Source organism: Streptomyces sp. NPDC048255 (assembly GCF_040652415.1).
Classification (GTDB): domain Bacteria; phylum Actinomycetota; class Actinomycetes; order Streptomycetales; family Streptomycetaceae; genus Streptomyces.
Genome location: NZ_JBEZMA010000005.1, coordinates 202,230 through 208,235 on the forward strand (window position 1 = coordinate 202,230; position 6,006 = coordinate 208,235).

Sequence of the window (6,006 nt, forward strand, 5' to 3'; positions counted from 1 at the left end):
GGTTACACCGCCTCGCGCAGATCGAGGCCGATGTCCAGGATCGGGGAGGAGTGGGTCAGCCCGCCGACGGCCAGGTAGTCCACCCCGGTCTCCGCGTACGCCCGGGCGCTGTCCAGGGTGAGGCGGCCCGAGGACTCCAGCACCGCGCGGCCGGCCACCAGGGCCACGGCCTCCGCGGTCCGCTCCACGGTGAAGTTGTCCAGCAGGATCAGGTCCGCGCCGGCCGCCAGGACCTCGCCGACCTGCTCCAGGGTGTCGACCTCGACCTCGATCGGCACCTCCGGGAAGGCCTCCCGTACGGCCTCGAAGGCCTGCGCGACCCCGCCCGCCGCCACCACGTGGTTGTCCTTGACCAGCGCGGCGTCCGACAGCGACATCCGGTGGTTCACGCCGCCGCCGCAGCGCACCGCGTACTTCTCCAGCGCGCGCAGGCCCGGAGTGGTCTTGCGGGTGTCGCGGACCTTCGCCCCCGTGCCCTCCAGGGCGTCCGCCCAGCGCCGGGTCGCCGTCGCGATGCCCGACAGCCGGCACATGATGTTCAGCGCGCTGCGCTCGCCCGTCAGCAGGTCGCGGGTGCGCGAGCGTACGGACAGCAGCACCTGCCCGGCCTTCACGAAGTCGCCGTCCTCCGCGTGCCGTTCGACCTCGAAGGTGTCGGTGCACACCACGGAGAACACGGCCTCCGCGATCCGCAGGCCCGCCACGACGCCGTCCTCGCGCGCGACGAAGTCGGCGATCGCCTCGGCGTCCTCGGGGACGGTCGCGACGGTGGTCACGTCGACGCCGCCGTCCAGGTCCTCGGACAGCGCCATGTGCGCGATGTCCTCGACCTCGATCGGGTCCAGGCCCGCGTCCGCGAGCAGCTGGGCCAGCGCCGGGTCGAGGCCGCTCTCCTCGCCGTCGCCGCAGCCGCAGTCGTCGCCGCAGCCGCCTTCGTTCTGGTCGATCAGGGGGAGTTCGGGGGTGCTCACGGTCACTTCTCCAGGCTGGGGGGGTTCGGGGAGTTCAGGGGGACGCGGACGGACGGGAAGTCCGCCGAGTCGGTGGGGGTGACGACCAGCGCCCGCTTCTCGGTCGCGGAGAGCCGGACGACGAGGTGGCGGCGCCAGGCGGCGTCGTCCCGGTCCGGGTGGTCCTCGCGCCAGTGGCAGCCGCGGGTCTCCACGCGCCGCTCGGCGGCGGCGACCAGGACGCGGGCCACGCACAGCAGGTTCGTGGCCTCCCAGGTGTCCACCCCCGGTTCGGCGGTCTTGCCGTGCGCCTCCAGGTCGTTCAGGGCGGTCGTGTACAGCCCTTCGAGGGCCTCGGCGGCCCGGCGCAGCGACGCGGCCGAGCGCAGCACGCCCGCGCCGTCCGTCATGATCCGCTGGACCTCGTACCGGGCCCCGGCGGGCTGGAGCGGGCCGGTCGCGGGGACCGGGATGCCCGGGCCGGTGCCGGAACGGGCCTGCGTGACGATGTCGTCGGCGATCCGCTCGGCGAAGACCAGGCCCTCCAGCAGGGAGTTGGAGGCCAGCCGGTTCGCGCCGTGCACACCGGTGCAGGCGACCTCGCCGCACGCGTACAGGCCGGGGACGGTGGTGCGCCCGTGCAGGTCGGTCCGTACGCCGCCGGACGCGTAGTGCGCGGCCGGGGCGACCGGGACCGGCTCCGTCACCGGGTCGATGCCGTGGGCGCGGCAGGCGGCGAGGATCGTCGGGAAGCGCTGCTCCCACATCTCGGCGCCGAAGTGCCGGGCGTCCAGGTACATGTGCTGCGCGCCCTGCTCCTGCATGCGGCGCATGATGCCCTTGGCGACGATGTCGCGCGGCGCCAGCTCGGCGAGTTCGTGCTGGCCGGCCATGAAGCGGACGCCGTCCGCGTCGACGAGGTACGCGCCCTCGCCGCGGACCGCCTCCGACACGAGCGGCTGCTGCCCCTCGGCGTCCGCGCCCAGGAACAGCACCGTCGGGTGGAACTGTACGAATTCCAGGTCGGAGACCTCGGCCCCGGCCCGCAGGGCGAGGGCCACGCCGTCGCCGGTGGACACCGACGGGTTGGTGGTGGCGGAGAAGACCTGGCCCATGCCGCCGGTCGCGAGGATCACGGCGGGGGCGTGGACGGCGCCCACCCCGTCGTGCTGGCCCTCGCCCATGACGTGCAGGGTCACGCCCGCCGTACGGCCTTCGGCGTCCTGGAGGAGGTCCAGGACCAGCGCGTTCTCCACGGTCTGGATGCCCGCCGCCTGCACGGCCTCGACGAGCGCCCGGGAGATCTCGGCGCCCGTGGCGTCGCCGCCCGCGTGCGCGATCCGGCGCCGGTGGTGGCCGCCCTCGCGGGTCAGCTCTATCTCGCCGGTCGCGGCGGAGGTGTCGAACACGGCTCCGGTGGCCATCAACCGCCGTACCGCGTCCGGACCCTCGGTGACGAGCAGCCGCACGGCCTCCTCGTCGCACAGGCCCGCGCCCGCGACCAGCGTGTCGTCCAGGTGCTGCTCGGGGGTGTCGCCCTCGCCCAGCGCCGCGGCGATGCCGCCCTGCGCCCAGCGGGTCGAGCCGTCGTCGAGGCGGGCCTTGGTGACCACGACCGTACGGCGGCCCCCGGCGGCGCAGCGCAGCGCGGCCGTCAGACCCGCGACGCCCGAACCGACGACCACGACGTCGGCCTCGACGGACCAGCCGGGGGCCGGGGCGTGCAACCGTATGCCGGTGCCGCCCGACCCGATGCCTCTGCCTGGGGTGCTCACGCGTGTGCTCCGAATTCCAATGGGATGTTGTCGATCAGCCGGGTCGTGCCCACCTTCGCGGCGACGGCCAGCACGGCCTGCCCGGTGAAGCCGGGGCCGGCCTCGGAGAAGTCCTGCGGGTCGACCAGCGCCAGGTAGTCCAGGACCAGCGGCGGCTCCTGCCGGCCCGCCTCCTGGAGCACGTGGTGCGCGGCCGCCCGTACGGCGTCGGGCAGCCCGGCGCCCGCGGCCGAGACGGCGTGCGCGTCGGCCGAGGCGCGGATCTCGCCGAGCCGGGCCAGCGCGGTCGCCCGCTCGTCGCTGGCCGGGGAGGCCTCGGCGCGGGCGCGCAGCGCCGCCTGCGCGGCGAGCCGGTCCTGTCCGGCGAACAGGGCGCGGGACAGGGCCAGCGCGGTGCGCCGCTCGGCGGGCGAGAGGTAGCGGTTGCGGGAGGACAGCGCCAGCCCGTCCTCCTCGCGGACGGTCGGTACGCCGACCACCTCGACGGGGAAGTTCAGGTCGGTCACCATGCGCCGGATCAGGGCGAGTTGCTGCGCGTCCTTCTGGCCGAAGAGGGCCAGGTCGGGGCGGGTGAGGTGGAGCAGCTTGGCGACGACGGTCAGCATCCCGTCGAAGTGGCCGGGGCGGGTGGCGCCTTCGAGGCGTTCCCCCATGGGCCCGGCGCTGATCCGCACCTGCGGGTCGCCGCCCGGGTACACCTCGTCCACGGACGGGGCGAACACGGCGTCGGCCCCCGCGTCCTCGGCGATCCGCAGGTCGGCGTCGAGGGTGCGGGGGTAGCGGTCGAGGTCCTCGCCCGCCCCGAACTGCAAGGGGTTCACGAAGACGGTGACGACGACCTGGCCCTCGGGGCCGGCCTGTTCGCGGGCGGTGCGGATGAGGGTGGCGTGGCCCTCGTGCAGGGCGCCCATCGTCATCACGACGGCCCTGCGGCCGGTGCGGGGGAGCTTCAGGAGCTCCTCCGCGGTGTCGAGCAGCAGCCCGTTCACAGGGCACCGCCCCCGTTCGGGTCCGCGTCGTCGGCCAGTACGCCGAGCAGGTCCTCGGCGAGTTCGGGCTTGAGCAGGCCGTGCGCGAGGGCCCGGTCGGCGGTGGTGCGGGCCATGGCCAGGTATCCGGCGACCGTGCCGGGCGCGTGCTTGCGCAGCTCCGAGACGTGCGCGGCGACCGTACCGGCGTCGCCGCGGGCCACCGGACCCGTCAGGGCGGCGTCCCCGGAGCGCAGGGCGTTGTCCAGGGCCGCGCCGAGCAGCGGGCCGAGCATCCGGTCGGGGTGCTCGACCCCGGCCTTGCTCAGCAGCTCCATCGACTGGGCCACCAGGGTGACCAGGTAGTTCGCGCCCAGGGCCAGGGCCGCGTGGTACAGCGGCCGGGCCTCCTCGGCGATCCACTCGGGCTCCCCGCCCATCTCGATGACCAGGGCCTCGGCGGCGAGCCGCAGCTCCTCGGGGGCGGTGACGCCGAAGGAGCAGCCGGCCAGCCGCTGCACGTCGACCTCGGTGCCGGTGAAGGTCATCGCCGGGTGCAGGGCCAGCGGCAGGGCGCCCGCGCGCCGCGCCGGGTCCAGCACGGCGGTCCCGTACCGCCCGGAGGTGTGGACGAGGAGCTGGCCGGGGCGGACCGCTCCGGTCTCGGCGAGGCCCTCGACGAGGGACGGCAGCGCGTCGTCCGGGACGGTGAGGAGCACCAGGTCGGCGTGGGCCAGCACCTGCGCGGGCGGGACCACCGGCACGTCGGGCAGCATGCGGGCGGCGCGCCGCAGGGACGCGTCGGAGACCCCGGACACGGCGACGGGCCGGTGTCCGGCCTGCTGGAGCGCGCGGGCCAGGGCCGGGCCGACCCGGCCGGCTCCGACGACACCGACGGCGAGCCGTGCAGGGCGCGGCTGCTGTGAAGAGTTCACGCGGGGAGGGCCTTCCGTTCCAGTCCGCGGGGGGTACCGGACGATACGCCGCCATGCTAGATGAGTGAGCCCGAAGTGGCGTCGTTCGCCCGTCAGGGCGGGCGGGGAGCCCGGTCCCGTCGGCGATGATCGGGGCATGAGCGACGACACGGAGCGTACGAAGCGGCTGGTGGCGGCCTGGCGCGGAGCCGGACGGGTGCTGTCCCGCAGCCTGCTGGAGCCGACGGTCGGGGAGCTGCTCGGGGCGCTCGCCGAAGCCCCGTACGACCAGGACGAACCCGCCGACGTGTACGGGGACGGGGTGGTCGCCGCGCTGGAGCGGCGGGTCGCGGAGCTCCTGGGCACCGAGGACGCGGCCTTCTTCCCGTCCGGGACGATGGCCCAGCAGATCGCGCTGCGGTGCTGGGCGGGGCGGACGGGCAACCCGGTCGTGGCCCTGCACCCGATGAGCCACCCGGAGCGCTGGGAGGAGGCCGCGCTGCCGGTGGTCGCCGGCCTGCGCACGGTGTACCCGACGACGGAGGCCCGCCAGCCGGAGCCCGCGGAGGTCCGGGACCTCCCCGAGCCCTTCGGCACGCTGATGCTGGAGCTCCCGCTGCGGGACGCGGGCTTCCTGCTCCCCTCCTGGGAGGAGCTGACGGCGCTGGTCGACGCCGCCCGCGAGCGCGACGCGGTGGTCCACTTCGACGGGGCCCGGCTGTGGGAGTCCACCGTGCACTTCGGCCGCCCGCTGCCGGAGATCGCGGGTCTGGCCGACTCGGTCTACGTGTCCTTCTACAAGTCCCTCGGTGGCCTCAGCGGGGCGGCCCTGGCCGGGTCGGCGTCCTTCGTGGAGGAGACCCGGGTCTGGCGCCACCGGTACGGGGGCCGGGTCTTCCGCCAGTTCCCGCAAGCGCTGTCGGCGCTGGCCGGGCTTGAGCGGGAGCTGCCCAGGCTCCCGGAGTACGTGGCGCAGGCGCGGCTGGTGGCCGGTGCGCTGCGCGAGGCGTTCGCGCAGGCCCAGATCCCCTGGTTCCGGATCCACCCGGAGGAGCCGCACACGCACCAGTTCCAGGTCTGGCTCCCGTACGAGGCGGACCGCCTCACGGACGCCGGGCTGCGGCTGGCGGAGGAGACGGGCACGGTCCTGTTCCGCCGCTGGAGCCCCGACGGGCCGCCCGGCCTGGCGGTGACCGAGCTGGACATCACGGAGCCGGGCCTGGCCTGGACGGCCGCGGACGTCCGCGAGGCGGCCTCGGCGTTCGTGTCCCGGCTCTAGGGGGTGTCCGGTGGATCAGGGCCGGGCCCGGGTCGGCTGGCACCGCGGCTTGCCGCGTTGTCGTCGGTCGCCGACGCTCCGCGTCGACTCCCTCCTCCGCCTTGCAATCCACGGCACCAG

Annotated in this window: 5 protein-coding genes; 1 reads left to right on the forward strand and 4 read right to left on the reverse strand. The window is 75.3% G+C overall.

The window, feature by feature from the left end; translation table 11 throughout:
• Positions 1 to 2: 2 nt before the first annotated feature.
• Genes nadC through AB0D94_RS07505 form a run of 4 tightly spaced genes read right to left on the reverse strand, consistent with a single transcriptional unit; the run spans position 3 to position 4,628 of the window.
• Positions 3 to 971, reverse strand: a complete 969-nt coding sequence (nadC, locus tag AB0D94_RS07490; RefSeq protein ID WP_362047019.1) for a carboxylating nicotinate-nucleotide diphosphorylase — start codon at positions 969 to 971, stop codon at positions 3 to 5.
• A 2-nt stretch (positions 972 to 973) separates the two neighbouring features.
• Complete coding sequence (locus AB0D94_RS07495) at positions 974 to 2,725, reverse strand: L-aspartate oxidase (RefSeq protein WP_362046987.1); 1,752 nt, start codon at positions 2,723 to 2,725, stop codon at positions 974 to 976.
• Entirely contained in the window at positions 2,722 to 3,714 is a 993-nt protein-coding gene (gene panC / locus AB0D94_RS07500; protein ID WP_362046990.1) for a pantoate--beta-alanine ligase, read from the reverse strand. The genes AB0D94_RS07495 and panC overlap by 4 nt, the downstream gene beginning before the upstream one ends.
• Positions 3,711 to 4,628 (reverse strand): DUF2520 domain-containing protein, encoded by a 918-nt coding sequence (locus tag AB0D94_RS07505; protein ID WP_362046992.1) that lies wholly within the window; start codon positions 4,626 to 4,628, stop codon positions 3,711 to 3,713. The genes panC and AB0D94_RS07505 overlap by 4 nt, the downstream gene beginning before the upstream one ends.
• A gap of 136 nt (positions 4,629 to 4,764) precedes the next feature.
• Between AB0D94_RS07505 and AB0D94_RS07510 the strand changes: the two genes are divergently transcribed.
• Entirely contained in the window at positions 4,765 to 5,886 is a 1,122-nt protein-coding gene (locus AB0D94_RS07510) for a beta-eliminating lyase-related protein (RefSeq protein ID WP_362046994.1), read from the forward strand.
• Positions 5,887 to 6,006: the final 120 nt, after the last annotated feature.

What these genes read in the sequence shown, in the direction of transcription:
- AB0D94_RS07510 (WP_362046994.1), top strand. Translation starts at nt 4,765, where the DNA reads ATGAGCGACGACACGGAGCGTACGAAGCGGCTGGTGGCGGCCTGGCGC.